This is a genomic window from Streptomyces sp. SN-593 (assembly GCF_016756395.1).
Lineage (GTDB): Bacteria > Actinomycetota > Actinomycetes > Streptomycetales > Streptomycetaceae > Actinacidiphila > Actinacidiphila reveromycinica.
The window spans coordinates 2,550,371-2,577,310 of record NZ_AP018365.1; the positions used below are offsets into that span (position 1 = coordinate 2,550,371).

The 26,940-nt window shown below is 73.1% G+C and carries 21 protein-coding genes and 3 tRNA genes; 9 read left to right on the plus strand and 15 right to left on the minus strand.

Going from position 1 to position 26,940, the window contains the following annotated elements; all coding sequences use genetic code 11:
- Nucleotides 1-185: 185 nt before the first annotated feature.
- From RVR_RS10495 to RVR_RS10505, 3 genes are all read left to right on the plus strand, one after another.
- Nucleotides 186-1,376: a CaiB/BaiF CoA transferase family protein gene (locus tag RVR_RS10495; protein ID WP_202233587.1), complete on the plus strand. Its 1,191-nt coding sequence runs from the start codon at nt 186-188 to the stop codon at nt 1,374-1,376.
- Complete coding sequence (locus RVR_RS10500; RefSeq protein WP_202233588.1) at nt 1,373-2,248, plus strand: HpcH/HpaI aldolase/citrate lyase family protein; 876 nt, start codon at nt 1,373-1,375, stop codon at nt 2,246-2,248. Before RVR_RS10495 ends, RVR_RS10500 begins: the two co-directional genes overlap by 4 nt.
- Before the next feature lie 61 nt (nt 2,249-2,309).
- Entirely contained in the window at nt 2,310-3,416 is a 1,107-nt protein-coding gene (locus RVR_RS10505; RefSeq protein ID WP_202233589.1) for a phenylacetate--CoA ligase family protein, read from the plus strand.
- 192 nt (nt 3,417-3,608) lie between these two features.
- Here RVR_RS10505 and RVR_RS10510 read toward each other — a convergent pair.
- The 3 genes from RVR_RS10510 to RVR_RS10520 form a co-directional block, all read right to left on the minus strand.
- Nucleotides 3,609-3,682, minus strand: a tRNA-Ile gene (locus RVR_RS10510).
- 164 nt (nt 3,683-3,846) lie between these two features.
- Nucleotides 3,847-3,919 (minus strand) — tRNA-Asn (locus tag RVR_RS10515).
- A gap of 4 nt (nt 3,920-3,923) precedes the next feature.
- Nucleotides 3,924-3,996 (minus strand) — tRNA-Asn (locus RVR_RS10520).
- A 180-nt stretch (nt 3,997-4,176) separates the two neighbouring features.
- Between RVR_RS10520 and RVR_RS10525 the strand changes: the two genes are divergently transcribed.
- From RVR_RS10525 to RVR_RS10535, 3 genes are all read left to right on the plus strand, one after another.
- Nucleotides 4,177-4,473 (plus strand): YtxH domain-containing protein, encoded by a 297-nt coding sequence (locus RVR_RS10525; RefSeq protein WP_202233590.1) that lies wholly within the window; start codon nt 4,177-4,179, stop codon nt 4,471-4,473.
- A 123-nt stretch (nt 4,474-4,596) separates the two neighbouring features.
- Complete coding sequence (locus RVR_RS10530; RefSeq protein WP_202233591.1) at nt 4,597-6,048, plus strand: FGGY family carbohydrate kinase; 1,452 nt, start codon at nt 4,597-4,599, stop codon at nt 6,046-6,048.
- Nucleotides 6,049-6,389: 341 nt separating this feature from the next.
- Nucleotides 6,390-8,126, plus strand: a complete 1,737-nt coding sequence (locus tag RVR_RS10535; protein ID WP_202233592.1) for an ABC transporter ATP-binding protein — start codon at nt 6,390-6,392, stop codon at nt 8,124-8,126.
- Between the two features lie 17 nt (nt 8,127-8,143).
- Here RVR_RS10535 and RVR_RS10540 read toward each other — a convergent pair whose 3' ends face one another.
- A complete protein-coding gene (locus RVR_RS10540) occupies nt 8,144-9,364 on the minus strand; it encodes an IS110 family RNA-guided transposase (protein ID WP_202233593.1) in 1,221 nt (406 codons plus the stop codon).
- Nucleotides 9,365-9,792: 428 nt separating this feature from the next.
- On the opposite strand from RVR_RS10540, the gene RVR_RS10545 reads away from it, so the two are divergent.
- Nucleotides 9,793-11,715 carry an ABC transporter ATP-binding protein gene (locus RVR_RS10545; RefSeq protein ID WP_202238524.1) on the plus strand — a complete coding sequence of 641 codons (1,923 nt, stop codon included), beginning with the start codon at nt 9,793-9,795 and terminating at the stop codon, nt 11,713-11,715.
- Between the two features lie 82 nt (nt 11,716-11,797).
- On the opposite strand, the gene RVR_RS10550 is transcribed toward RVR_RS10545, so the two are convergent.
- From RVR_RS10550 to dnaG, 4 genes are all read right to left on the minus strand, one after another.
- Nucleotides 11,798-12,670 (minus strand): hypothetical protein, encoded by an 873-nt coding sequence (locus RVR_RS10550; protein WP_237404673.1) that lies wholly within the window; start codon nt 12,668-12,670, stop codon nt 11,798-11,800.
- 158 nt (nt 12,671-12,828) lie between these two features.
- Nucleotides 12,829-13,485, minus strand: a complete 657-nt coding sequence (locus tag RVR_RS10555; RefSeq protein ID WP_202233595.1) for a hypothetical protein — start codon at nt 13,483-13,485, stop codon at nt 12,829-12,831.
- 152 nt (nt 13,486-13,637) lie between these two features.
- Nucleotides 13,638-14,756, minus strand: a complete 1,119-nt coding sequence (locus tag RVR_RS10560; RefSeq protein ID WP_202233596.1) for an RNA polymerase sigma factor — start codon at nt 14,754-14,756, stop codon at nt 13,638-13,640.
- 251 nt (nt 14,757-15,007) lie between these two features.
- Entirely contained in the window at nt 15,008-16,969 is a 1,962-nt protein-coding gene (gene dnaG, locus RVR_RS10565; protein ID WP_202233597.1) for a DNA primase, read from the minus strand.
- A 136-nt stretch (nt 16,970-17,105) separates the two neighbouring features.
- Between dnaG and RVR_RS10570 the strand changes: the two genes are divergently transcribed.
- On the plus strand, nt 17,106-19,055 hold the full coding sequence (locus tag RVR_RS10570; protein WP_202233598.1) for a glycoside hydrolase family 9 protein: 1,950 nt from the start codon (nt 17,106-17,108) through the stop codon (nt 19,053-19,055).
- Between the two features lie 148 nt (nt 19,056-19,203).
- Here the strand turns inward: RVR_RS10570 and RVR_RS10575 are convergent, their stop codons facing one another.
- The 5 genes from RVR_RS10575 to RVR_RS10595 form a co-directional block, all read right to left on the minus strand.
- Complete coding sequence (locus RVR_RS10575; RefSeq protein ID WP_202233599.1) at nt 19,204-19,644, minus strand: GNAT family N-acetyltransferase; 441 nt, start codon at nt 19,642-19,644, stop codon at nt 19,204-19,206.
- 28 nt (nt 19,645-19,672) lie between these two features.
- The gene (locus RVR_RS10580; RefSeq protein ID WP_202233600.1) at nt 19,673-20,935 is read right to left on the minus strand and encodes an NAD(P)/FAD-dependent oxidoreductase; all 1,263 of its coding nucleotides are present in this window, start codon (nt 20,933-20,935) and stop codon (nt 19,673-19,675) included.
- 538 nt (nt 20,936-21,473) lie between these two features.
- Nucleotides 21,474-21,635: a hypothetical protein gene (locus tag RVR_RS37470; RefSeq protein WP_237404674.1), complete on the minus strand. Its 162-nt coding sequence runs from the start codon at nt 21,633-21,635 to the stop codon at nt 21,474-21,476.
- A 515-nt stretch (nt 21,636-22,150) separates the two neighbouring features.
- The gene (locus tag RVR_RS10590; protein ID WP_202233601.1) at nt 22,151-22,807 is read right to left on the minus strand and encodes an ATP-binding protein; all 657 of its coding nucleotides are present in this window, start codon (nt 22,805-22,807) and stop codon (nt 22,151-22,153) included.
- A 95-nt stretch (nt 22,808-22,902) separates the two neighbouring features.
- Nucleotides 22,903-23,619: a GntR family transcriptional regulator gene (locus tag RVR_RS10595; RefSeq protein ID WP_202233602.1), complete on the minus strand. Its 717-nt coding sequence runs from the start codon at nt 23,617-23,619 to the stop codon at nt 22,903-22,905.
- Nucleotides 23,620-23,684: 65 nt separating this feature from the next.
- Here RVR_RS10595 and RVR_RS10600 point away from each other — a divergent pair, with 65 nt between their 5' ends.
- Entirely contained in the window at nt 23,685-24,494 is an 810-nt protein-coding gene (locus tag RVR_RS10600; protein ID WP_202233603.1) for a class I SAM-dependent methyltransferase, read from the plus strand.
- 225 nt (nt 24,495-24,719) lie between these two features.
- Here the strand turns inward: RVR_RS10600 and RVR_RS10605 are convergent, their stop codons facing one another.
- Nucleotides 24,720-26,039: a deoxyguanosinetriphosphate triphosphohydrolase gene (locus tag RVR_RS10605; RefSeq protein ID WP_202233604.1), complete on the minus strand. Its 1,320-nt coding sequence runs from the start codon at nt 26,037-26,039 to the stop codon at nt 24,720-24,722.
- A gap of 169 nt (nt 26,040-26,208) precedes the next feature.
- The gene (locus tag RVR_RS10610) at nt 26,209-26,913 is read right to left on the minus strand and encodes a sirohydrochlorin chelatase (protein ID WP_237404675.1); all 705 of its coding nucleotides are present in this window, start codon (nt 26,911-26,913) and stop codon (nt 26,209-26,211) included.
- Between the last annotated feature and the right edge of the window lie 27 nt (nt 26,914-26,940).

The window sequence follows — 26,940 nt, forward strand, 5'->3', positions numbered from 1 at the left end:
CCCCGGCCCGCGCCGGGCGTCACGGCGGACAGGGCGGTGGGCGGTCACGGCAGTCACGGCGGTCACGGCGGTCACGCGTGACTCGGCCGCCAGGGCCGCCCGGCCGCCACGCGGAGCCGTCACGCGGAGCCGTCACGCGGAGCCGTCACGCAGACAAGCGGAACACGACGACGAGAAGGGTCACCGTGCCAGACACCCCCCTGCCCTTGGCCGGGCTATCGGTCATCGACGCGTCCACGCTGTTCGCCGGACCGTTCGCGGCGCGCGTCCTCGGCGACTTCGGCGCCGACGTCATCAAGATCGAGCAACCGGGCGGGGATCCGCTCCGCCGGTACGGCCACACGTACAACGACGTGCCGTTGCTGTGGAAGACCCTCAGCAGGAACAAGAAGAGCGTCGTCCTGGACCTGCACGAGCGCCGGGACGCGGAGCGCTTCGTCCGCCTTGCCGCGCGGGCGGACGTCGTCATCGAGAACTTCCGGCCGGGCACGCTCGAACGGTGGGGCCTGGGTCCGGACCGGCTCACCGAGGCCAACCCGCGGCTGGTCCTCGCCCGGGTGACCGCCTTCGGGCAGGACGGCCCCTACGCGCGCCGGCCCGGTTTCGGCACCCTCGCGGAGGCCATGAGCGGCCTGGCGGCGATGTCCGGCGAGCCGGACGGCCCGCCGATGCTGCCGGCGTTCCCGCTCGGCGACGCGGTGGCCGGCCTGCACACCGCGCTCGCGGTGCTGATCGCGCTCCGGGGCCGCGACCGCACCGGCGCCGGCCAGACCGCCGACGTCGCGATCACCGAAACCCTCATCGGGGCGCTGGGAGCCCAGATCACCGTCTACGACAAGCTGGGCGTCAAGCCGGCCCGGGTGGGGAACGGCTCGCACAACAGCGCGCCGAGGAACGTCTACCGGTGCGCGGACGGACGCTGGGTGGCCGTGTCGGCCCCCGCGCACTCGGTGGCCGAACGCGTCGTCCGGCTCGTCGGCCGTCCGGACCTGTGCGCGCGGCCCTGGTTCGCCGACGGCGCCGGCCGGGCCCGGCACCACGACCTCATCGACGACGCGGTCGGCCGGTGGATCTCCGCCCGCGACCGGGACGAGGTCCTCGAGGCGTTCGAGCGGGCCGAGGCGTCGGTGGCGCCCGTCTACGAGATCGACGACGTGCTCGCCGACCCGCAGGTGCGGGCGCGCGGCGTCGCGGTCGACGTGCCCGACGCCGAACTCGGCACCGTCCGCATGCCGGGCCTGCCGTTCCGCCTCTCGGCCACACCGGGGCGGATCCGATGGAGCGGCCCGCGCCTCGGCGAACACACCGACGAGGTGCTCCACAGCATCGACGGGGCCGGGGCGGCGGGCCCGCCGGCACGGAACGGACGGTCATGAGCCTCCTCCCCCACAAGCACGCGGTCTTCCGAAGCTGCCTGTACGTGCCCGGCAACCAGCCGGACCGGATCGCCCGCGCCTACGCCTCCGGCGCCGACGCGGTGATCCTCGACCTCGAGGACGCCGTCCCCGCGCCGCAGAAGGCCGCGGCGCGGGACATCGTCGCCGCCATCACCGCGGCTCCGGTGCCCAAGCCGACGTACGTGCGGGTGAACTCCGCCGAGTCCGGGCTGTGCGACGCCGACGTGCGCGCGGTGGCCGGCGAGGGCCTGGCCGGGGTGCGGCTGGCCAAGGCCGGCTCGCCCGACGACGTGCGGCGTGCGGCGTACCTGCTCCGGCAGGCCGGCAGCGCCGCGGTCGTCCACGTGCTGATCGAGTCGGCCGCCGCCCTGGAGAACGCCTACGCGCTGGCGACGGCGTCCCCCTCGGTCGGCATGCTCGGCCTCGGCGAGTCGGACCTGCGGGCCGACCTCGGCGCCGCGCCGGAGAGCCCGACGATGGACGCCGCCCGGGCCCGGGTGATCGTCGCCTCCCGCGCGGCCGGCCTGCCGAGCCCCTGCCAGAGCGTGTACCCCGAGCCCCGCGATCCGCACGGCCTGCTGGTCACCAGCCGGCACGGCCGCGGCCTCGGCTTCATCGGCCGGATGGCGATCCACCCGGCGCAGATCCCGATCATCCACGACGTGTACACCCCGACCCCCGACGAGATCGACGACGCCCGCTCGATCTGCGAGGCGGCCCGGATCGCGGCGGAGGCCGACCGGTCGATCGTCATCACCCCCAGCGGACGCATGGTCGGGCCGCCCGCGGTCGCGCGGGCGAAGCAGGTGCTCCAACTGGCCAGAACCCTCAACCTCATCGAGATCGCGTGACCGGACCGACCAGCGGTGCGGCGACCCGGAACACGGCGGCGGAAGCGGACGGAGACACCTGATGACGAGCACCACGACCGACCGGCGGTGGGACATCCTGGACCCGGCCGCCGACCCGGACGACCCCGAGGCGTACCTGCGGGCCGCCCTGGAGTGGCACTTCGGCGAGGAGACCGGCTCTCCGTTCTGGCTCCGGCGGGCCAGGAGCCTGGACTTCTCCCCGCTGCGGGACGTGCGCACCTACGACGACCTCGCCCTGTTCCCCAACGTCGCGGACGAGCTGCGCGACGTGCCCGTGCAGGACCTGGTCCCCCGCGGCTACGGCCCGCGGCCCCCGGCGCCCCGGGTCTTCGAGACCGGCGGCACGACGGGCGCGCCCAAGCGCGTGATCATGATGCCGGACTGGCTGGAGGCCTCGATCGACCGCATGCTGGCCGGCCCGCAGTTCGCCGGGCGCCCGCCGTCCAACATCCTCATCGCGGCGCCGACGGGCCCGCACAAGATCGGCTGCATGTACGACTACGCCGTCGCACGGCAGAACACCGTCAAGTTCGCCGTCGACCTCGACCCGCGCTGGGTGAAGAAGCTGATCGGCCGGGGCATGGCCGACGAGGCGGCGGCCTACGTCGAGCACGTCCTCGACCAGATCGAGCACGTGCTGGCGAGCCAGGACGTCGGGCTGCTGGTCACCACCCCGCCGCTGCTCGGCGCCTGCGCACGGCGGCCCCGGCTGGCGGCGCTGATCGACGAGAAGGTCGAGCTGGTGTTCTGGGGCGGGGCGCACATGGACGTGGACCAGCGCTTCCGGCTGATGTACGAGTCCTTCCCGAACGTCCGGATGACCAGCCGGTACAACAGCGCGCTGATCCTGGACGGCGCCCGGGAGCGGCCCGGGACCGGCCCGGGCGAGGAGGTCGTCTACGACACGCGCAGCCCCGTCGTCACCTTCCGCGTGGTCGACCCCGCCACCCGCGCACCGGTGGAGTACGGCCGGCGCGGCCAGGTCGTCATGAACCACCTGAGCAAGGGCTGGTTCCTGCCGAACAACCTGGAGCGGGACACCGCCATCCGGATCGAGGCGCCGGCCGGGCACGTCGGCGACTCGGTGGCCGGACCGCGGCCGGTCCAGGAGTTCGGAGGGGAGCGCGTGATCGAGGGGATCTACTGAGCCGGTCGCCGGGGGGCGCCGCGCGTGCCCGGACCGGGTGGCGCGGTCCGCGCCGGCGCCGGACTCGTCCGATCGGGGTACCCGGGTCCGGGCGGGCCCCGCTCCGCCCCGCCGGCGCCTCCCGGGCCGCCACGGCAGGGCCCGGCGGACGGGTCCTCGCAGGTGGGCCCGCCGGGGCGGGGTGCGGCGGGGTGGGGCGGGTGGGACTCGAACCCACGACCGACGGATTATGAGTCCGCTGCTCTAACCGGCTGAGCTACCGCCCCGTACGGCGTGCCGTGCGCGCCGTCTGCCGCAGCATAGCCGCTCATACGATCTGTCGCCCTCGCGGGTGTACGGACGCATCGTCAGGTGGACGGGGCGCGGGCCGAACTGACGGCCCGGAGGCGGCCGGAGACGAAAAAGGACCCCGAAGGGTCCTGATCCCGCGCTCCCCCGACTGGACTCGAACCAGTAACCTGCCGGTTAACAGCCGGCTGCTCTGCCAATTGAGCTACAGGGGATCAGCTCCCCCGACTGGACTCGAACCAGTAACCTGCCGGTTAACAGCCGGCTGCTCTGCCAATTGAGCTACAGGGGATCGCGCTGCGTGCGCCGAATGCACCCACAGGGATCTCCCCGGCGGGCGCACGGTCGGTGCGACACATACATTAGCGCAAGCGGGGGGGTGCTCCGCCAACCGCTTGCGGGGGGTTGTCCCCCACGACGCAGGGTAGGCGTCCAGGAGTCCCGCAGAATCTGAGTGAGGAAGGGTGGAGCCATGCGCTACCGGCTGACGTTCATCACCGGAGCCCTGGTCGGTTTCGTGCTCGGCGCCCGCGCCGGACGCGAGCGGTACGAACAGCTGCGCGAGACCGCCCGGAAGTTCGCGCAGAACCCGGCGGTGCGGAACACCGCGGAATCCGCGGTGCAGCAGGGCCGCACCGCGGCGGGCAAGGCCAAGGAGACGGTCACCGCCAAGGTCGGCGACCGGATGCCCGACGCCCTCGCCGGGAGGATCCGGGCGAGCCGCAACGGCAACACCCCCGACAGCGACTGGGGCACCTCGAACACCTGACCCGCCCCGAGGGCCCGTCCCACCCTCCGCGAGGCCGCCCGCGCCGACAGGCCGGGCGGCTTGGCGCGCACCCGATCCGGAGGAGGCGCGCGCGCCGGGCCCGCCGTACGGCATCATCAGCGCATGGGGAAAGTCGCCGGCATAGACAGCTCGACCACGGGCACCACCATCGTCGTGTGCGACACGGACACCGGGGCCGTGCTGCGCCAGGGCCACGCCCCGCACCCCCTCGACGACGACGGCGCGAAGCCCACCGAGACCGACCCCGAGGCGTGGCTGCTGTCGCTGGGCGAGGCGGCGTCCGGCGGCGTGCTGGAAGGCGTGCAGGCGATCGGCATCGCCGGACAGCAGCACGGCCTGCTGGCCCTGGACGCCGGCGGCGTGACGGTGCGCCCGGCGCTGCTGCGCGGCGACAAGCGGGCCCAGGTGCAGGCCGCGGAACTGGTGGAGGAGCTGGGCGGACCGGCCGGCTGGGCCGAGGCCGTCGGCGCGGTGCCGCAGGCGTCCTACCCCGTGGCCAAGCTGCGCTGGCTGGCCCAGCACGAACCGGCCGCCGCCAAGCGCGTCGCCGAGGTGCTGCTCCCGCACGACTGGCTGGTCTGGCAGCTACTGGGCCGCCCCGAGCGCCGCACGACCGACCGCGGCGACGTCTCCGGCACCGGCTACTGGTCGGCGGCCACCGGCGAGTACCGCCCGGACCTGGTGGAACGCGCGCTGGGCCACAGCGCCCGGCTGCCCGACGTGCTCGCACCCGCCGAACCGGCCGGCCAGACCCCCGAGGGCCTGCTGATCTCGGCCGGCACCGGCGACGCGATGGCCGCCGCGCTGGGCCTGGGCCTGGGCCCGGGCGACGCGGTGGTCTCGCTCGGCGCCGGCGGCACCGTCTTCGCCGTCCACCCGCAGGCGCTGCGGGACCCCACCGGCACCGTCACCTCGTACGCCGACGCGACCGGCAACCACCTGCCGCTGCTCCAGGTCCGCAACGCCGTGCGCACCCTGCGCGGCACCGCCGAACTGCTCGGCACGGACCTGCCGGGCCTGTCCGAGCTGGCGCTCACCTCGACGCCGGGCGCGTACGGACTGGTGCTGCTGCCGTACCTGGAGGGCGAGCGCACTCCCGACCTGCCGCACACCGCGGGCACGCTCAGCGGGCTGCGGCGGGACTCGATGAAGCCGGAGCACCTGGCGCGGGCGGCGTTCGAGGGGATGCTGTGCGCGCTCGCCGACGCGCTGGACGTGCTGCGCGGCAAGGGCGTCGAGGTGCGCCGGGTGTTCCTGCTGGGCCCGTCCGCCGAGCTGCCCGCGGTGCAGCGCATCGCGCCGCCGCTGTTCGGCGTGCCGGTGGTGGTGCCGCAGGCCGGGGAGTACGCGGCGCTGGGCGCCGCCCGGCAGGCAGCCTGGTCGCTCGGCGCGGTCCTCGGTTCGCGGACCGAGGACGGCCCGCCGCACTGGCCCCTGGAGGGCGCCCGGCACTTCGAGCCCGGCGAGGACGCGGCCGTGGGCGGCGCGGTCCGCCAGCAGTACACGTCGGTACGCGAGCACACGCACCCGGGCGCCTTCGACGCGCTGCGCTGAGGCACCGGGCACGGGCCGGGCGACCGGGCCGACCGCACGGGCCGTGACCGGGCCGGGCGGCCGGGCCAGGCGACCACCCGGGCGACCGGCCCGGATGAAGGCCCCACGGCCGGCCCGGGTGACCGCCCGGACGGCCGGCCCGGGTAACGGCCTGCCCGCGAGCCGGCAAACTCCCCGCTATTCCGGTGCGCCGGCGGCATGGCGGACGATACGTTGGCCGGTCGCTCAACCCCCCGGCGCGGCCGCGGCGTCCTAGCGGTCGGCGTCCCAGCCCGTGCCCTGCCCGCGTCCCCGCTCGTGCCCTGCCCGAGGCAACCCGAGGTAACCCGAGGTAACTGATTGTGCTGATCCGACTCCTGCGCTCCCACCTGAGACCGTACAAACGTCCCATCGTGACGCTGATCACGCTCCAGCTGCTGTCCACGATCGGCGCCCTCTACCTGCCGACCCTGAACGCCGACATCATCGACAACGGCGTGGTCAAGGGTGACACCGGGTACATCCTCGGGCTGGGCGGGGTCATGCTCGGCGTGACCGTGGTGCAGATGACGTGCGCGATCGGCGCGGTCTACTTCGGCGCCAGGACCGCGATGTCCGTCGGCCGCGACCTGCGCAGGTCCGTCTTCACCCAGGTGCAGAGCTTCTCCGCGCGCGAGGTCGGCCAGTTCGGGGCGCCGTCGCTGATCACCCGCAGCACCAACGACGTGCAGCAGGTCCAGATGCTGGTGCTGATGAGCTTCACGCTGATGGTGACCGCGCCGATCATGTGCGTGGGCGGCATCATCATGGCGCTCGGCCAGGACGTGCCGCTGTCCGCGCTGCTGCTCGTCGTGGTCCCGGTGCTCGGTGTCTCGGTGAGCCTGATCGTCCGCAGGATGCGCCCGCTCTTCCGCACCATGCAGAAGCGCGTCGACTCCGTGAACCGGGTGCTGCGCGAGCAGATCACCGGGATCCGGGTGATCCGCGCGTTCGTCAAGGACGGCTACGAGCGGCAGCGCTTCGGGGCCGCCAACGACGAGCTGACCGCGGTGTCACTGTCCACCGGGCGGCTGATGGCGCTGATGTTCCCGACCGTGATGGCGATCGTGAACGTCTCCAGCGTGGCCGTGCTCTGGTTCGGCGCGCACCGGATCGACAGCGGCGGTATGAAGATCGGCGCGCTCACCGCGTTCCTGACCTACCTGATGCAGATCCTGATGTCGGTCATGATGGCCACCTTCATGTTCATGATGGTGCCGCGCGCCGAGGTGTGCGCCGAGCGGATCCAGGAGGTGCTCGGCACCGAGTCCAGCGTGGTGCGGCCGGCCGCGCCGGTCACCACCCTGCGCCGGCACGGCCACCTCGAACTGCGCGGCGCGACCTTCGCCTACCCCGGCGCCGAGGCCGCGGTGCTGCGCGACGTCGACCTGGAGGCCCTGCCCGGGCAGACCACCGCGGTGATCGGCTCCACCGGCAGCGGCAAGTCCACCCTCCTCGGCCTGATCCCGCGGTTGTACGACGCGACCGCCGGCCGGGTACTGGTCGACGGCGAGGACGTGTCCCGGCTCGACCCCGCGCTCCTGGCCGAGACCGTCGGCCTGGTACCGCAGAAGCCCTACCTGTTCTCCGGGACCGTGGCGAGCAACCTGCGCTACGGCAAGCCCGACGCCACCGACGAGGAGCTGTGGCACGCGCTGAGGGTCGCGCAGGCCGAGGACTTCGTCCGGAAGCTGGAAGGAGGTCTGGAGGCGCCGATCGCGCAGGGCGGCGGCAACGTCTCCGGCGGCCAGCGGCAGCGGTTGGCGATCGCCCGCTGCCTGGTGCGGCGCCCCGAGATCTACCTCTTCGACGACTCCTTCTCCGCGCTGGACTACGCCACCGACGCGGCGCTGCGCCGCGCGCTGGCGGAGGAGACCGCCGAGGCCACCGTGGTGATCGTCGCCCAACGGGTCTCCACGATCCGCGACGCGCACCGCATCGTGGTCCTCGACGAGGGCCGCGTGGTCGGCACCGGCACCCACAGCGAGCTGATGCGCGACAACGAGACCTACCGGGAGATCGTGCTGTCCCAGCTCACCGAGCAGGAGGCGGCGGCGTGAGTTTCCTGAGTCAACCTCTATGCCGCCAGGGGGGCGTCGGCGGTCGTGTTGATCTTGTTGTTGGCTTGGTGGATGTCGGGGTCGTAGCAGGTGCCGGTGCGCCAGCAGGCCCACATCACCCGGAGCCAGGATCGGGCGAGGATTCGGACGGCGTGGGGGTGCCGCTTTTTGCGGGCCCGGGCGTCGTCGTAGATCTTGGCGGCCCACTGGCTGCCGTGTCGGCTGTTGTCGGCGAAGGTCGTGAGCGCGACGCGGGCTCTGCGGTTGGTCGCGAAGCGGAAAGCGACTGTGCGGGACTTGCCCGAGGCGCGGGTCACGGGGACGACGCCGGCTTCGGCGATCAGCTGTTCGCAGGTCTGGGCGCGTTCCAGGAGCGGGCCGATCTCGCCGATGACCTGGCCGAGGCTGATCGTGCCGATGCGCGGCAGGGTGGCGAACAGCGGCGCGTAAGGGTGCGTGGCGGTGGCCTCGGTGATGGCCTTGTCCAGGGCGCGGATGGTCGCGCGTATGCCGTGCACGAGCTGGACCTGGACACGGATGAGGTGCTCGACGACCGTCTCGCTGAGGCGGGAGGCGGCTGTGGGGGCCGAGCGCAGGCGTTCGATGAGGACGCTGCCGGGCTTCTTGCCGGAGTAGCCACGGCGTTTGCACCAGGTTTCCAGGCGCCCCGCGGTGAGCTTGGCGGCGGAGGCCGGGGTCGGGTAGCGCTCCAGGAAGGCCTGGGCGATGTCGCTGTCGAGCTTGCCGAAGACTGCCTTGCCGCCGGGCCAGTGTTCGTCCAGGAGCGCGGCGAGTTGGTTGACGGCGGCGATGCGGGCCTCGATGTGGTCGGCGCGCTGGCGGGTGAGGGCCTGCAGGTCGAGAGTGGCCGGCTCGGTGGGCTCCAGCCGGGGCAGCAGGTGGCCGTCGGTGCGCAGGTAGTCGGCGAGTTTCATGCTGTCGCCGGCGTCGGTCTTGGCTTTGGAAGCGCCCCAGCGTGCCCGCATCGCGTGAAAGGCGTTCGGGTGCACCGGCACCACCGGGTGCCCGGCGGCCAGGAGCCGGTCGACGGCCAGGCCCCTGGTGGTCTCGATGGCGACCGGCAGGTCGGCGGGATCTGCGTGCTTGCGCAGCCGGGCCAGGGTCTTGGCGAACCCTTCCTCGGTGTGGGTCGGTTCCCACCGGTCGATGCGTTTGCCGGTGTCGTCCATGACCGTCACGTCGTGCGTTTCGGTCGCCCAGTCCCATCCGATGAACACGTGCGTCGTACTCCTGTACCGCTGGCGGAGCACCTGCCCGGTGGTGAGGTCGTCTGCCGGGAGCTCATTAATCGGCCCTCTGCGGGGCGTGTCCCTGAAGCCGATCAGACGGCCTCGGCCCGGCAGGGCTGGCAGAACTCACGCTGGCCGTCGAACGGCTCGCGACGATGGCCATGCACCCGCCGGGACCGAGAGGTCACAACCCTACCGAAGAGGGCTGCAGAAGGGATGGTCCTCTAATGAGCGACGGTGTGAGCGGGCGCGCGAACGGCAGCCCGAACGGCCACGCGAACGGCAGTGGCGGCGACCCGAAGGGCAGCGGCCCGAACGGGAGCGGTGCCGGCGCAGGAGCCGGAGCAGGTGCCGGGGCGGGTGCCCCGGGCGGCGACCGGCTGGCCAAGGCGCCGACACGGCGCGGACCCTCACCGGTGGCCGGGCCGGGAGGGGGCCGCTTCATCGGCGGCGGCCCGATCGAGCGGTCCATGGACTTCAAGGGCTCCCTGAAGCGGCTGATCGGCCTGATGCGGCCGGACCGGGCCTGGACGTACCTGGTGCTGGTGCTCGGCACCGCGAGCGCCGGGCTGGCGGTGACCGGGCCCCGTATCCTCGGCCACGCCACCGACCTGGTCTTCGCCGGCGTGATCGGCCGGCAGACCCGCGGCGCCGACAAGCAGCAGGTGCTCGACACGCTGCGCGCGCACGGGAACGGCAAGGTCGCCGACCTGCTGTCGGGCATCGACTTCACCCCCGGCCAGGGCATGGACTTCGGCGCGATCGGCAACGTGCTGCTGCTCGCGCTGTGCGTGTACCTCGGCGCGTCGCTGTTCAGCGTGATGCAGATGCGCACCGCGACGAAGGTGATCAACCGCGCGGTGTACCGGCTGCGCCGCGACGTGGAGGACAAGCTCTCCCGGCTGCCGCTGGCGTACTTCGACCAGCAGCCGCGCGGCGAGGTGCTCAGCCGGGTCACGAACGACATCGACAACATCGGCCAGACCATGCAGCAGACCCTGGGTCAGCTCGTGAACGCGCTGCTGACCATCATCGGCGTGCTGGCGATGATGTTCTGGATCTCCTGGCTGCTGGCACTGGTCGCGCTCGTCACCATGCCGGTCACGCTGCTGGTCGCCACCCGGGTCGGCAAACGGGCGCAGCCGCAGTTCGTCAAGCAGTGGAAGACCACCGGCCAGTTGAACGCGCACATCGAGGAGATGTACACCGGGCACTCCCTGGTGAAGGTCTTCGGCCGGGCGGAGGAGTCCGCGGCGGTCTTCGAGGAGCACAACGAGGCGCTCTTCCGCTCGGGCTTCCGGGCGCAGTTCATCTCCGGCACGATCCAGCCGCTGCTGACGTTCATCGGCAACCTCAACTACGTCCTGGTGGCGGTGGTCGGCGGGCTGCGGGTCGCGACGGGCGCGCTGTCGGTCGGCGACGTGCAGGCGTTCATCCAGTACTCACGGCAGTTCAGCCAGCCGCTCACCCAGGTCGCGAGCATGTCGAACCTGATCCAGTCCGGGGTGGCCTCGGCCGAGCGGGTCTTCGAACTCCTCGACGCCGAGGAGCAGTCGGACGACCCGGCGCGGCCGGCGCGCCCGCCGGAGACGCGCGGCCGGGTCGCGATGGAGGAGGTCTCCTTCCGCTACGTGCCGGACAAGCCGCTGATCGACGGCCTGTCGCTGGCGGTGGAGCCCGGCCACACGGTGGCGATCGTCGGACCGACCGGGGCGGGCAAGACCACCCTGGTGAACCTGCTGATGCGGTTCTACGAGGTCTCCGGCGGCCGGATCACCCTGGACGGCACGGACATCGCCGCGATGTCCCGGGAGGAGCTGCGCTCCTCGATCGGCATGGTGCTCCAGGACACCTGGCTGTTCGGCGGGACCATAGCCGAGAACATCGGCTACGGCCACGAGGGCGCCACCCGGGAGCGGATCGAGGAGGCGGCCCGCGCCGCGCACGCCGACCGCTTCATCCGCACCCTGCCGGACGGCTACGACACGGTCATCGACGACGAGGGCACCGGCGTCAGCGCCGGCGAGAAGCAGCTCATCACGATCGCGCGGGCGTTCCTCTCCGACCCGGTGATCCTCGTGCTCGACGAGGCGACCAGCTCGGTGGACACCCGCACGGAGGTGCTCATCCAGCGCGCGATGGCGCGGCTCAGCCACGGCCGTACCAGCTTCGTCATCGCGCACCGGCTGTCCACGATCCGCGACGCCGACGTCATCCTCGTCATGGAGTCGGGCGCGATCGTCGAACAGGGCACCCACGACGAACTGCTCGCCGAGGACGGGGCCTACGCCCGGCTGTACTCGGCGCAGTTCGCACAGGCGGTCGCCGAGGTCGACTGAGCGGCCGCCGCCGGGGCCGACCGGACACGGCGCCGCCCCCTCGCGTGTCGGGACGCGAGGGGGCGGCGGTGTGCGCGCGCCGTCAGCGGTTGACGCTCTGGATCTCCTGCACGGTGACCTCCTGCGGGGTGCCGAACGTGCCGCTCGGCAGAGCCTTCGGCGTGGCCTGGCCGGTGCCGGTCCAGCTGATCTTCCACGTCACGGTCGCCGTCAGCCGGTACGAACCGCCGTCGGTGGACTTCAGGTAGGTCACCCCGCACGGCGGGTCGCCCTTCGCACCGTCGGTGTACTGCACGCCCAAGGTGCCGTCCTTGCCGGCCACGCAGGTGCCGGAGGAGGGGAAGAGCTGCGCGTCCGAGGTCCCCGGGTCGATGTGCAGGCTCACCGGGGTCGCGGTCGTGGTGGCCTCGACGCCGTAGTCCGGGAGGTAGGCGCGCACCGACACCGGGTGGAAGTCCGCGCCGTCCATCCACACCCACGTCGGCAGGTTGACCGTCTGCGTCCCCGCGGGGTTGGTCTGCGCGGTGCCCTGCGGGATGAGGATCTGGCGGTAGGCCAGTTCGGCGAGGATCTCCGGGGTGACCGCGTTCTTGTGCTCGGGCGGCGGAGCCTGGCCGATGGGGACCCAGAAGGGTTCGTCGGTGCAGGAGTTCGCCCCGGGCAGGCCGCCGTTCTCCGGCGGGGAGTAGCCCTGCCAGAAATACCCCTTGCCCTGCTGGTCGAGGTTGAAGTCCTTGTACGGCTTGCCGTTGACGTACCGGTCCTTCTCCTTGCTCTTCCACTCCTCGCTGGGCGAGTCCTCCGACCACACCTGCTCCGACTCCGCCTTCATCTCCTTCGGGGAGTAGGTCGGCTGGTACCAGCAGGCAGGCGGCGACCAGTTCCCGACGGGCGTCAGCGGACCGACGCTCGTGCCGCCGCCTGACGTACCGTTCTTGGACTTGTCGTACTGCACTCCGACGGTCGCGGAGATGGATGGGCCGCTGCCGGGGTCCTTCGTGTTGGCCTGACCTGCCGCATCTGTCGTTCCGCCCAACCCCGCATAGGCAACACCTGGTGTCAGGGCGAGGAGAAGCCCGGCACACGCAGCAATTCCCCTCCCCACCCGCGGACTTACGGTTGGCATTGCTTGTCCCCCCTGTAGGACGTCACATTGTCGGTCTGCCAGACACCTTGCGCGTTCTTCTTGAGGTCCGTGTTGTACAGCACGTAGTCGAGAGAACTCCCCGCAGTGTGTTCGACCTCGCCGGTCTTCCGGTCCTTCGGGAACGCCTTGCTCTCGTCCGAGCAGTAGATCACCGCCGCGTCGTTCGAACTCAGCAGGGTCACCTTGCGGTCGAAGAACAGCACCGTCCCCGTCCACGACTTCCCCTTGTCCAGGAAGCCGCGAATGTACGGAAGCGCCTTCTGGTAACCCAGGCCCACTCCGTAGAAGGGCAGCGCCTTCGTCTTCGTGGTCCCCTGGAAGACCGCGTCGTCCATCGCTTCGACCCAGTGGGCGTTGTCCGCGAGGATCGCGTCCTTCGCCGCGTCTCCCGTGCTCTGGTCCTCGAACACGTCATGCGCGTCCGAAGGGAACGTGATCGTCGGGCGGTCGGCTGCCGCGGACGAGGTGGAAGGCGAGGCGGACGCCGCCGCGGACGTGGACGGCGAACCGCTCGGCGACTGCTGGATCTTGTCCGCCGAGTCCGAGCCACCGCCGCAGGCGGTCAGCAGCAAGGCGGTGGACGTCGTCACGCAGACGGCAACGAGTGCGATCGGTGCGCGCATGGTCAACAGGCTCCCGTTCGTTCGACGGACGCCGTCGAACCGGACCCCACGCACCCACGCACATGCGCCCCGCCCGCGGCCCCCTGGCACTTGGTCCCCACATTACCCAACCCCGCGGCGGCCGGACACCGGCTTCCCGTGCGGAAGGAGGGTCAGTCGAGGTAACCGCGCAACTGCTCCGCGAAGGTGTGGTCGCGCAGCTTCGCCAGGGTCCTGGACTCGATCTGGCGGATGCGCTCCCGGGTGACGCCGAAGATCGCGCCGATCTCCTCCAACGTGCGGGGCCGCCCGTCGGTCAGGCCGTACCGGAGCTGGACCACCCGGCGTTCGCGCTCGCCGAGCGTGGACAGCACCGCCTCCAGGTGCTCGCGCAGCAGCAGGAAGGCGGCCGACTCGACGGGGGACGCCGCGTCGCGGTCCTCGATGAGGTCGCCGAACGCCACCTCCTCCTCGCCGACCGGCGCGTGCAGGGAGACCGGTTCCTGCGCCAGCCGGAGCACCTCGCCGACCCGCGCCCGCGGCAGCTCCAGTTGGGCGGCCACCTCCTCCAGGGTCGGCTCGCTGCCGCGTTCCTGGACCAGCCGGCGCTGTACCCGCACCACGCGGTTGATCAGCTCGACGACGTGCACGGGCACCCGGATCGTCCGGGCCTGGTCCGCCAGCGCCCGGGACATCGCCTGGCGGATCCACCAGGTCGCGTAGGTGGAGAACTTGTAGCCGCGCGCGTAGTCGAACTTCTCGACCGCGCGGATCAGGCCGAGGTTGCCCTCCTGGACCAGGTCGAGCATGGTCAGGCCGCGCCCGATGTAACGTTTCCCCACCGAGACCACCAGGCGCAGGTTCGCCTCGATCAGCCGCCGCTTGGCCATCCGGCCCATGACCACCAACCGGTCCAGGTCCACCGCGAGCTGCGAGTCCAGGTCCGGGAACGCGGCCAGCCGCTCCTCCGCGAACAGGCCCGCCTCGACCCGCCGGGCCAGGTCGACCTCCTCCGCGGCGGTCAGCAGCGGGATGCGGCCGATCTCGCGCAGGTACTGGCGGAAGAGGTCGGCCGACGGCCCGGCGGAGAGGTCCGCGCGGTGGAGGGGCGGCTCGACGCCCGGTGCGTCCGCCCGCTCGTCCCCCGGCTCGCCCGGCCCCGCCTCCCGCTCCGCGGCCGGGGCCTCGATCGCGCGCAGTTCCTCCGCCGGGGGCTCCCGCGCCACCACCTCGGCGAGGGCAGGGGGAATCGGCTCGTCGGGCGTGATCTGGACCTGGGCGTGTGTCCGCACGGAAGCGACCTCCGCGGTGAGCGCGTCGTCGGGCTCAATAGAGGGCTCGGCACCGGGACCCCAGTGTGACCCAAGGGGCCGCCCGCCACGAGGGGCGCGCGGCGCCTTTTTCACGCCATGTCACCGCGTGTCCGCCGGCGGTCACGGGTGCCGCCGGCGGCCGCCCTCCTCCGGGACGCGCCGGGACGCGCCGGGAAGCACCGGGGCACGTGACGGCCGCGCACCACCCGTGGCATCTGCCGCGCGGGGGGTCAGAGCGCGGCGGCTCCGTTGACGCGCAGGCGCTGGGCGTACTGCTGGAGCGCCCACAACTCGTTGGCCGCCGCGGCGGCCTCGGGCGCGTCCGAGGGGACGCCCTGCGCGGCCAGCCGGGCGCCGGTGGCGTGGACCTGCGCCACCCGGCGGTCCACCGCGAGCAGCCGCACCCGTACCAGCACCTCGCCCGCGTAGACCTCGGGGACCTTGTGCATGACCGGTTCGACGGCCAGTTCGGTGACCATGCCGCGGACCGTGTCGTCGGGCGCGGCCTCGCGCACCCGCAGCAGGTAGTCCGCGTCGGCGTACTCCGCGCCGCCGGCCTCCGCGATGGCGCGGCGCACCGCGGCGTACGGCGCACCGGTGAACTCGTCCTCGCCGTACGCGTCGAAGGCCGGGGAGACCAGGGCGGGGAACTGGAGCGCGAGCTTGAGCAGTTCGCGCTCCACGCGGTGCGCGGGGCTGCGCAGGTCGAGCCGCGGGCCGGCCGGCGGGCGCCGGTCGCCGTCCCGCTGGCCGGCGGGACCGGCCGGTCCGCCGCCGCGCGCCGCGCCGCCGTACGGCCCGCGCGCGGGACCGCGGCCCGGGTCCTGGCCGGGACCGGAGGCGCCGCTCGCCGCGCGGGCCCGGGACATCGCCCGCACCCGGCGGATCATGCTCTGCTCCTCCGCCTGCGTGGAGATCCCGGCCATCCCGACCAGCCGGATCGCGTAACGGTCGCGCAGCGCCTGGTTCTTGATCGCCGCGACCACCGGCACGGCGGCGTCCACGGCGGCGACCCGGCCCTCGTCGGTGTCGAGGTTGTAGCGGCCGACGATCGAGCGGAGCGCGAACGCGAAGAGCGGGGTGCGGCCGTCGATCAGCCGCTGGATCGCCGGATCGCCCTCGGCCAGGCGCAGTTCGCACGGGTCCATGCCGCCCGGGGTGATCGCGATCGACGTCTCGGCGGCGAACTTCTGGTCGTCCTCGAAGGCGCGCAGCGCGGCCTTCTGCCCGGCCTCGTCGCCGTCGAAGGTGAAGACCACCTCGGAGGTGGAGTTGTCCATCAGCAGCCGGCGCAGGATCTTGATGTGCTCCCCGGCGAACGCGGTGCCGCAGGTGGCGATCGCGGTGGTCACGCCGGCGAGGTGGCAGGCCATCACGTCGGTGTACCCCTCGACGACGACCGCGCGGCCGGTCCTGGCGATCTCCTTCTTGGCGAGGTCGATCCCGTACAGCACCTGGGACTTGCGGTACAGCGGCGTCTCGGGCGTGTTGAGGTACTTCGGGCCCTGGTCGTCCTCGCGCAGCTTGCGGGCGCCGAAGCCGATCACCTCGCCGGTGATGTCCCGGATCGGCCAGATCAGCCGGCCGCGGAACCGGTCGATCGCGCCGCCCCGGCGGCTCTCGGAGGCGAGCCCGGAGGTGATCAGCTCCTTGTCGCTGAAGCCCTTCCCGCGCAGGTACCGCACCAGGTGGTCCCAGCCGGCCGGGGCGTACCCGACGCCGAAGTGCTCGGCCGCGGCCTGGTCGAAGCCGCGTCCGGCGAGGAACTTCCGCCCGATCTCCGCCTCGGCCGAGCCCAGTTGCTCCACGTAGAACGCGGCGGCCGCGCGGTGCGCCTCCACCAGCCGGATACGCTCGCCCTGCTGCCGCCCCGGTACGTGGCTGCCCTCCTCGTACCGCAGCGTGATCCCGACCCGCGCGGCCAGCCGCTCCACGGCCTCGGTGAAGGAGAGGTGGTCCACCTTCATCACGAAGCCGAGCGTGTCCCCGCCCTCCCCGCAACCGAAACAGTGGTAGAGGCCCTTGGAGGGGCTGACCTGGAAGGAGGGGGACTTCTCGTCGTGGAAGGGGCACAGGCCCTTGAGGTTGCCGCCGCCGGCGTTCTTGAGCTGGAGGTAGTCGGAGACGACGGCGTCGATCGGGACGGCGTCACGTACCGCCTTCACGTCGTCGTCCCTGATCCGTCCCGCCACGGGGGTAGTTTACGGCCAGGGACGGACAGGTCCGGGGCGCGGTGCCGGGTGGACGCATTGACCCGGTGGGCGGGGCGGTCTAGCGTCCTCGGTATTGGTTAGGAATCCTTACTGTTCCGCGAGGAGTCGCCGCCCTATGCCCTCCAGCCGTGTGGGGACGGCCGCCCGCCGGGCGGCGTCGAGCAAGATCGCGACCGCCGTCGCGTGCGGGCTGACCGCGGCGGGGCTGCTGGCCGCGCTGTCGCTGACCGGCTCCGACGCCGGCGCGGCGGCCACCCCTCGCGGGCTGGTCCGGGTGAACCAGGTCGGGTACGCGGCGCAGGGTGCCAAGGAGGCGTTCCTGCTCGCCGCCTCCCCGGTGAAGGGCGCGACGTGGCGGCTGGTCGGGGCGGGGGGCCGCACGGTCGCGTCGGGCCGCACCGGCGGGAGCCTGGGCGGGTGGAACGCCGCCTACCGGGCGGTGTACGGCATCGACTTCGGCACGGTCCGCGCCCCCGGCCGCTACCACCTGGTGGTCGGGGGCGGCGCGACCGGCACCTCCCCGGCGTTCACCATCGGCACCCCGACGGCCGTCTTCGGGCGGCCGGCCGCCGACACCACCGCCTTCTTCCAGGCCCAGCGCGACGGCGCCGGCACCGTCCCCGGGCAGCTCGGCCGCGAGCCCTCGCACCTGAACGACACGCACGCCTCCGTCTACGCCTGGCCGTCCTTCACCGACCCCGACGAGAGCGACACGATCGAGGCCGCGCCGAAGAGGACCGGCGGCCCGGTGGACGTGTCGGGCGGCTGGTTCGACGCGGGCGACTACCTGAAGTTCACCGAGACCACCTCCTACGCGGTCGCCGCGCTGGAGGTCGCGGGCCGGGACGGGGGCGGCGGGCCCGACTCCCCGCCGGGTGCCGAGGCCCGGTACGGCCTGGACTGGCTGGACAAGATGTGGGACGGCGCCACCGGGACCCTCTACATCCAGGTCGGCCTGGGCTCGGGCACCCAGGACGGCGGCGTCGTCGGCGACCACGACGTGTGGCGGCTGCCGCAGGCGGACGACACCGACGACGCGCACCCCTTCCTCCAGGACCGCCCGGTCTTCGCGGCGGGCGCGCCCGGCAGCCGGATCAGCCCGAACCAGGCCGGCCGGCTCGCCGCCGACTTCGCGCTGGCCGCGCAGTCCTACGCGGCGACCGACCGCGCCAAGGCCCGCGGCTACCTCGCGACGGCCGCGCGGATCTACGCCCTGGCCGACACCCACCCGGGCACCCTGGTCACCACGGTCCCCGCGAGCTACTACCCGGAGACCAGTTGGCAGGACGACCTCGCCTTCGGCGGCGCCGAACTCGCGCTGGCCGCCCAGCAATTGCACGATCCGCGGGCCGACGGCTGGCTGGCGCAGGGCGCGGCGTGGGCGAAGGGCCACCAGAGCGAGGCCGGCACCGACACGCTGAACATGTACGACACGAGCGCGCTCGCCGACCTCGACCTGGCCCGCGCGATCCGGACGGCCGGCCGCTCCGGTACGGGCCTGGCGGTCACCGCGCGGCAGCTCACCGGCTACGTCCGGGCCCAACTCGCCACCGGCCGGGCCCGCGCGCAGGCCGACCCCTTCCACGCGGGCGCGGTCTACGACGACTTCGACGCCGACTCGCACACGCTGGGACTCGTGGCGACCGCCCGCCTGTACGCGGCCACCACCGGCGACCACACCTTCGACCGGTTCGCCGTCGACCAACTCGACTGGGTGCTGGGCGCGAACGCCTGGGGCACGTCGTTCGTCGTCGGCGAGGGCAGCACCTTCCCCCGCTGCACCGCGGGCCAACTCGGCAACCTGGCGGGCGGTTCCGACGGCCGGCCGCCCCTGGAGGTGGGCGCGGTCGTCAACGGCCCCAACGGCTCAGACCAGTTCGAGGGCGGCCTCGGCGACTACCTCGACGGCATGCGGCGCTGCCCGGCCGGCGGCGACTCCTTCGCGCGCTTCACCGGCCACGGCAGCACCTACGCCGACGACGTGCGCTCGTGGCAGAGTTCGGAGCCGGCGCTCGACATGGACGCCTCCGGCGTCCTCGCGTTCACCCTGTCCGCGCGGGGGTAGCCCGGCCCGGGGGGAGCCCCGCCCGCGGCGCCGTCGCCCGGGGAGCCGTCGCCCGGGGTCAGGTGCCAGGTGCCAGGGGTCAGGTGCCAGGTGCCAGGTGCCAGGGATCAGGGATCAGGGATCAGGGGTCAGGGCCGGCCCGGCGGGGTCACCCCAGGTCCTTGGTCACGAAGACGTAGTGGGGCCCGCTCGGCGCCAGTTGGAACTCCTCGCCCGTGGCGGTGAACCCGAAGTGCTCGTAGAAGCCGCGCGCGGAGGTGCGGCCGTTGCACCAGACGACCTGGGCGCCCCGGGCGGCGGACTCCCGCATCCCGGCCCGCAGCGCGGCGGCGCCGTATCCCGCGCCGCGCAGGTGGGGGGCGCTGCCCATGCCGCGGAAGCGGTACGCGGGCGCGGCCTCGCCCGGGAGGGGGTCGGCGAAGAAGGTGACGCACGCCCGGACCACGCCCTCCTCGTCGTAGGCGGCTATGTGGAAGGTGTCGTCGCGCGCGTCCTCCGGATAGACGGCGGCCTCGCGCGGCATGCCGGTCCGGAGCACCTCCCAGCGCAGCGCGAAGATCTCCTCGACGGGTACGACGGCGGTGCGCATGCGGTACGTCCTCAGCGTTCGTTCCTGGTCAGTCCAGGAACGAGGCTAGCGGCACGGCCGGATCGGACAGTGCCTCGGGGTCGACCGGACGGCCGTCGCGGATCAGGTTCTGGACGGGTTCGGTGACGTCCCACACGTTCACGTTCATCCCGGCGAGCAACCGCCCCTCGCGCAGCCAGAACGCGATGAACTGGCGCTTGCCGACGTCGCCGCGGCAGACCACCTGGTCGTACGTCCCGGGCGCGGCGTGCCCGGAGAACTCCATGCCGAGGTCGTACTGGTCGGAGAAGAAGTACGGAACGCGGTCGTAGCTGACCTGCCGGCCGAGCATGGCGCGGGCCGCGGCGGGGCCGCCGTTGAGCGCGTTCGCCCAGTGCTCGACCCGCAGCCGCCCCCCGAGCAGGGGGTTCTCCGCGTTGGCGACGTCGCCGGCCGCGAAGATGTCGGGGTCGGAGGTGCGCAGCGAGGCGTCCACGGCGATGCCGCCGCCCTGCGCGCGGTCGGCGAGGACGAGCCCGGCGGCCTCGGCGAGCGCGGTGCGGGGGGCGGCGCCGATCGCGGCGAGCACGTCGTGCGCGGGGTGCTCGGTGCCGTCGTCGGTGACGGCCGCCAGCACCATGCCGTCCTGGCCGGTGATCTCGGTGAGCCGGCTGCCGAAGTGGAAGCGCACGCCGTGCTCGGTGTGCAGGTCGGTGAAGACCGAGCCGATCTCCGGGCCGAGCACGCCGTGCAGCGCGGTCGGCTCGGGCTCGACCACGGTGACCTCGGCGCCGTAGCCGCGGGCGGCGGCGGCCACCTCCAGGCCGATCCAGCCGGCGCCGGCGATCACCAGGTGGCCGTTCTCCCGGCCGAGGCTGGTCAGCACGTGTTTCAGGCGCTCGGCGTGGGCGAGCCGGCGCAGGTGGTGCACCCCGGCGAGGTCGGTGCCGGGGATGTCCAGGCGGCGCGGCTCGGCTCCCGTCGCGAGCAGGAGCTTGTCGTACTGGAGTACGGTGCCGTCGCCCAGGCCGACGGTGCGCGCGGCGCGGTCGAGGTGCACCACGGGCTGGCCGAGGTGGAGTTCGACGTCGTGCTCGGCGTACCAGGCGGCGGGCTCCACGAACACGGAGTCGCGTTCGGCGCTGCCGTTGAGGAAGCCCTTGGAGAGGGGTGGGCGCTCGTAGGGGTGGTCGCGCTCGTCGCCGATCAGTATCACCCGGCCGGTGAAACCCTCGGCGCGCAACGTCTCCGCGGCCTTCGCCCCGGCGAGGCCGGCTCCGACGATCACGAAGGTCTGGTGCGCGTCCACCACAGTGTGCCTCCCCGGCGGGTAGTCCGTTGCCCTGCTGAGCGTCCCGCACGGCGGCCCGGACGGGAAGGGTGCCGCGCCGGTCCGTCCCCGCCCGTGATCATCCCACGGTGCCCCCGACCCCCCCGGCTGCCCCCGCCCCCGCAGCCCCGGGACCACCCCGGTGCAGGGCTCCCCCGGCAGCGCCCGAGGGTGCCCCTGCGGTGCGGGCCTCCTGACGGCCGGGGCGGTGACGTGCGTTGCCGAACGGCTGTCGGGAGCCGAATCGGGCCCGCTGCCGCCCCCGCTGAGCACGAGCAGCACCAGGACTAGGACCAGGAGCATCAGCCCGCCGCCCCGCACGCGGCTGCGGCAACGGGGCAGCAATCCGGCGATGGTGTGACCGGACACGGACGCCGTCCGCACGGACGTAGCCAGGCACGTGTGTCGTCGGCTCAGCCTGCGCCGAGTGGGCTCGTGAGGCGGAAGCGAGGAGGACCTACGCGTAGGTCCGACGCCCGGGTTCCGCCTCTTCGGACCTGGGAGGACGACATCGGGCTCACTACGCCATGGGATCGTCGAGGTCGACGGCGGTGTAGTCGAGCAGTTCCACCAGGAGCTGGCCCCCGAGAAGCCAAGGGATGCGGGGGTCGGCGAGCTGGAGGGTCCGGGCGTCGTAGGGACGAGGACCGGTGGGTTCGGCGAGGTAAAGGGCGCCACGCACGCTGAAGGGCCTGAACCTGCGGACCCGCAAAGCGACCTGCCGGGTTCGCAGATGGGGGCAGGCGCGTATCGAGAGGTGGGCGCAAGGGCGGCAGATCGGAGGGTGGGCGGTGATTTCGCCTGCGGGGAGCAACTCGGCGAGGTGGGCGTCGACGAGCCAGAGCAAGCCGTCCGGTCGACGGTCGGCGGGGCCTCCGCATACCTGGCAGCGCAACCCGCTCATGCACAGCCGCTGCCGAAGGCTGTGGACCCTACCGAACTGCGGTACTCCCCGGCCGGGCTGGGAGGGTGCGCGCTCCCACAGGACACCGTGCGCGTCGCGGTCGAAGCTGCGCTCGTCGGCGTAGGAGATCCCGCGCCGGCCCCGGCGGAACACCACAGGCATCGGCCCCCGCTCCTCACCACTCCACCGTGCGATGAACGGGACCGGAACGCGCGCAGCGCGCTGACCCAGGCCGCCGAGCGGAACATCCTCCGACGCCGACTCCTGTGAGCCCCGGCCATGCGGGTCCGTCGTCATCGCACCGCACCTTCGCGCCGGTCCGGGCTCGGGACAACCTGGGCACGACGCACCGAGCGGCACGTCTCGGCAAACCGTCCGGAGACCGAGATCACAGCCTTGCGGACGCTCCACTTGGAGCGGGGAAAGGCGATCTCGAACCAGACGACCTTGCCGCCAGGCCGCAACTCCGTACCCCACCGGGTGGACAGCGCCTCGACCAGCACCAGCCCCCGCCCGCCCTCCGCCTCGGACAACGCACTACACGGCACGGGCAGCACCGGATGCGTATCGGAGACCTCCACCCGCACCCGCGCCTCGCTCCACCGCACCACGACCACGCACACGGCCCGCGAATACCGCACGGCGTTCGTGAGCACCTCGGCGGTCAGCAGCTCAAGATCGCCCCACGACTCCGCCGACAACGGCAGCCCCCGCCCCCGCAGTCCTCCCACCACCGCCCGCCGCGCCACCACCACGTCCGCCGGGTCCGGTTGCACCAAGAGCGTCGCGGAGGCTTCGTCGCGCCATGACGCGCGCGGTACTTCCCCCAAGCCACCGTGCGGCGGAGCCGCACGCGCATAACCACGACCGGACATACCGATCCCACCCGCCCTTTCACAGATGAACACGAGGCACAGCACTCCCCTGAGCGCCGGATGGCACACCGCCATGTGACACAGACTGGACCGGTGGACCGGTCCAGTCAAGAGTGAACCATCCCCGCGGCCATGAACGTTGGGCATGCTGCGCGGTCCCGCCCCCGCCGCTACATCGAGTAGGTGTTCCTCTGTTCCCAGAAGGCCCCAGGCGTGACGCCCTCCTCGCAGACCAGCGGGTTCCCGTCGTGGTCGTACGCGACATGGAGCGTCACGGCCACCGCGGCCGGCAACTCCAAGCGGAGTTGGCGCGCCTCCTCGTCCGTGGCGAGCCGCACCGTCGTGACGTCGGTGCCCTCCGCCGGGTGACGGCCGGTCTGCAGCCTGACGTGCCTCGTGGTTCCCTCGGCGATCGGTGCGTCCTGCTCCAGGCGGGGCGCCCGGTCGGCGACGTCCGGCGGGAACCATGCATCGACGTAGCTGTGCGGGGTCCCGTCGGGCAACTGCATCAGCCGGGAGCGGCGAAGCGCCACCTCGCCGTCGGACAGGCTCAGGGCTGTGGAGATGCGGGCCGGAGGAGTCACGCGTTCAGGACGGCCGACCCGAGTGAAGGGCATGCCGCCGGTCACCCGCGGGTCCCCTGCTTTCCGATTCCCCGCAGGACGTCCGATGGCCGTGTCGGCCACGACGAAGCCGGAGCCCTGCCGGGCCTCGACCACGCCGTCATTGCGCAGGACGTCCATGGCCTTGACCACGGTGGCGCGCGAGACCCGCCACTGCTCTGCGAGATCCCGGCCCGACGGGAGCATCGCACCGGGCGGAAACTCGCCGCTCGCCATCCGGATCCGCAGGGATTCCGCGATCTCCTCGTATTTCAGTATCGCCATGGCTCCTCGTGGGGTCGTCGGAAGGACTTCTGGACCGGTCCACCGGTGCAGAGGATACTGCCGGGATGGCGTTCCCCGAACTGGCACCCGAGGTCACCACCTTCTACACCCACCACTTCGACGAAGGGGGCCGATTGACGTCCTCCGCCGACGGGAGGTTGGAACTGCTGCGCACGCAGGAACTGCTGCGGCGCTTCCTGCCGAAGGCGCCCGCGCGCGTGCTCGATGTCGGGGGCGGGACGGGCGTGCACGCGCGGTGGCTGGTGGACGACGGCTACGAGGTGCGGCTCGTGGACCCGGTGGCGCGGCACGTGGAGCAGGCCCGCGAGATCTGCCCGGCCGATCTCGGTGACGCCCGCAGCCTCGTGGCCGAGGACTCGTCGTACGACGTCGTGACGCTGCTGGGCCCGCTCTACCACCTGCCCGAGCGCGGGGACCGCCTACAGGCACTTCGCGAAGCCGTCCGCGTCACCCGCCCCGGCGGCCTCGTCGCGGCCGCGGCGATCAACCGCTACTCCTCCCTCTTCGAACACACCGCCCTGGCCCACCTGCACACCGACCGCCTGCGGGCCTCGATCACCGACATCCTCGCCACCGCCACCTACGACGGCCGACGCGGCTTCACCGTCTCCTACTTCCACCGGGCGGAAGAACTCGCGGCAGAAGCGCAGGCCGCAGGACTCGAGAACATCCAGGTGTTCGGCGTCGAAGGCCCCACCTGGTCCCTGCTCAAGGCCGTCGAACAGTCCTCGGGCACCTCACCGAGTGAAGACCTCTTCCAGTCCGCCCTGACCGCCGCCCGCCTCGCCGAGCCCTATCCCGAACTCCTCGCCGCCAGCTCCCACCTGTTGGCCGTAGGGACGACGGCCGGTTGACCGGGCCGGCCCTCGGCTGCCGTCGGGTCGACCGCGGCTCGGCATCCCTTGGCGGGGCATGCCCGAGGCCGTCAGGCCGCTCGCCCGTCGATAACCCGACGTCGCGGAGATCACGTGCTGGCGGTTGCCAGGGGAAGCGGGTCCGGCTGTTCACACCAACCGCCTCCTCGGAGTGCTGTCTGCATGTGGCGCACTGATTCCAGACCACGGCCCGGGTGGGTGGGGTTACCGGCGGAGACGGTGCGTCGCGGCCGCGTCCGTGAGCGACGCGATCTGGTCGACGACCGCGCGCCGGCGACCCGCCTCGTCCCCGGCCCCCTCGAAAATCGCCCGGAACTGCGGATCCAACCCCTCCGGCGCCCCCGCGAGCAGCGTCTCCGCGAGTTCCCCGATCACCACCCGCTGCTCGGCGCGCCGCCGCTCCTGCGCCGCGCGCTGCATGACGTACCGGTCGGCGACCGCCTTGAGGACGGCGCACTCGAGCCGCTGCTCGCGCGGCACGACCAGCTCCGCGCCGTAGCGGGTCAGCCGCGCGGTGCCGTGGCGCCTGCGTGTCGCGGACTCCGCGGCGAGGCAGAACCGCCCGATGAGCTGGGACGCCGCGTCCTTCAGCCGTGCCTGCCCGAGCGCGGAGTCGTCGTGGCGGTGCGGCCACCAGGGCTGCGCGAGGAGCCGGTCGAGGGCCTCCGCCAGTTCCTCGGGCGAGGTGTCCGGCGGGGCGTAGCGGCCACGGGCGCAGGCGAAGACGTCGGCCCGCTCGGCCCCGGAGGACAGCGCGCGCGGGTCGATGTGCCCGGCCTGGAGCCCGTCCTCCACGTCGTGCACGGAGTACGCGACGTCGTCGGCCCAGTCCATCACCTGCGCCTCGAAGCAGGTCCGCCCCTCGGGCGCGCCCTCGCGCAGCCACGCGAAGACCGGCAGGTCGTCCGGGTAGACCCCGAACTTGCGGGACCGCGGGTCCGTGGGGTGTCCGCCGCGCGGCCACGGGTACTTCGTGGCCGCGTCGAGCGCCGCGCGGGTGAGGTTGAGGCCGACGCTGAGGAGCGCGGGCTCGCCGGTCACGGGGTCGGTGCCCTGGGTGAACCGCTTGGGTTCGATCCGCGTCAGCAGCCGCAGGCTCTGCGCGTTGCCCTCGAAGCCGCCGCACTCCGCGGCGAACTCCGCGAGCACCATCTCGCCGTTGTGCCCGAACGGCGGGTGGCCGAGGTCGTGCGCGAGGCAGGCCGTCTCCACGAGGTCCGGATCGCAGCCCAGGGCGGCGCCCAGCTCGCGGCCGACCTGCGCGCACTCCAGGGAGTGGGTGAGCCGGGTGCGCGGGCTGGTGTCGGTGTCCGCGGTGCCGCCCGCCTCCGGATCGACGACCTGCGTCTTCCCGGCCAGGCGGCGCAGCGCCGCGGAGTGCAGCACCCGGGCCCGGTCCCGCTGGAAGGCGGTGCGCCCGGGCCGCTTGTCCGGCTCGGGGACGTAGCGCTCGACGTCGGCGTCGGTGTATCCGCCCGACCGGCGTGCGTCCGGCCGCTCGGCGCCTGGCTGGTTCGCGTCCATACCGACGACGTTAACCGGCCGGAGCGCCCGTCATCCGCCGTGAGTCGATGGTCGTACGAAAGGGCCGACGGGGACGCGTGCCGATACGGGGGCCGGTCCGTCCACGCGCGGGGCTCGGGTCAGGTCCGGCCCCCGGCTCGGGGCGGGTCCGTGCGCCCGCGGGCCCGGGTCAGGTGCGAACGCCCCCGGGCGTGCGGCGCGGCAGACCGGCGCACGCCTCGTCGTAGCGGCGCAGCACCAGTTCGGCCATGGCCGGATGGGCGCCCAGCGGCGCGGAGACGATCCAGGGCGCCGCGGCCGCGCTCTGCGCGGCGAACCGCCCGGGCGCGGTGAAGCACGACGCCACGGCGATCCGGCGCAGGCCCCGCGCCGCGAGCCCGTCCACGGCCTGGGACACCGTGGGGCGCGCGGCCGAGGCGTAGGCGGGGACGACCGGCACCCCGCCGAGCCGGGCGGACAGCAGCGCGGCCGTGCGTTCGGTGTCGCGGGTGGCCTCCGGGTCGCGGGAGCCGGCCGCGGCCAGCACCACGGCCTGGCCGTCGTCGGTCCAGCCGGCTTGCGCGAGCCGGTCGTGCAGGGCACGTGCGAGCAGCGGGTGCGGCCCGAGCGCCGGGGCGACCGCTCCGCGCAGGTGGGCGGCGTCGGCGAGCGCCCGCGGCAGGTCGTGCTTGACGTGGTACCCGCGGCCGAGCAGCAGCGGTACGACGACGGCCTCGCCGGCGAGCCCGGCCAGCACGTCGCCGACCAGCGGCCGGTCGATCTCCACGTACCCGATCCGCACGTCGGTCCCGGGGCGCGACGCGCGCACCCGGGCGACCAGTTCGGCGAGGGTGCGGGCGGCCCGCGGGTCCCGGCTGCCGTGCCCGACCGCCACGAGGGCCGGGGGGCGCCGGACCCGCGC